Origin of the sequence: Idiomarina sp. ST10R2A5 (genome assembly GCF_051842325.1) — a bacterium.
Taxonomy (GTDB): Bacteria; Pseudomonadota; Gammaproteobacteria; order Enterobacterales; family Alteromonadaceae; genus Idiomarina; species Idiomarina abyssalis.
In genome coordinates this window covers 1-242 of record NZ_JBNIEX010000069.1, presented here as the reverse complement: position 1 = coordinate 242, position 242 = coordinate 1, and the positions used below count along the sequence as shown (strand labels likewise).

The 242-nt window shown below is 73.6% G+C and carries 1 protein-coding gene; it reads left to right on the top strand.

Features of this window, described 5'->3' with window-relative positions; all coding sequences use genetic code 11:
• Positions 1–62: 62 nt before the first annotated feature.
• On the top strand, positions 63–242 hold a 180-nt coding region (locus tag ACP7FG_RS13155), incomplete at its 3' end, for a hypothetical protein (RefSeq protein ID WP_439226653.1).

The window sequence follows — 242 nt, the reverse complement described above, 5'->3', positions numbered from 1 at the left end:
CGACGCGCCGATCGCCGACGGCAGCCGCTGGCAGCCGTCATCACCACGGAGGGGACGCGATCATGACTGACCGCGTCCCCTGCTGCGTCCCGTTCTGCCGGCGCACGATCGCGCGCGGCGACTTCAACGAGTGGATCTGCCCGCGGCACTGGCCGCTGGTCAGCGCCGCCACGAAGCGGCGCAGGCGGCTGGCCGATCGTATCGCGGACCGCGCGCGGCGGCGGTTTGACACCCTAGCGGCG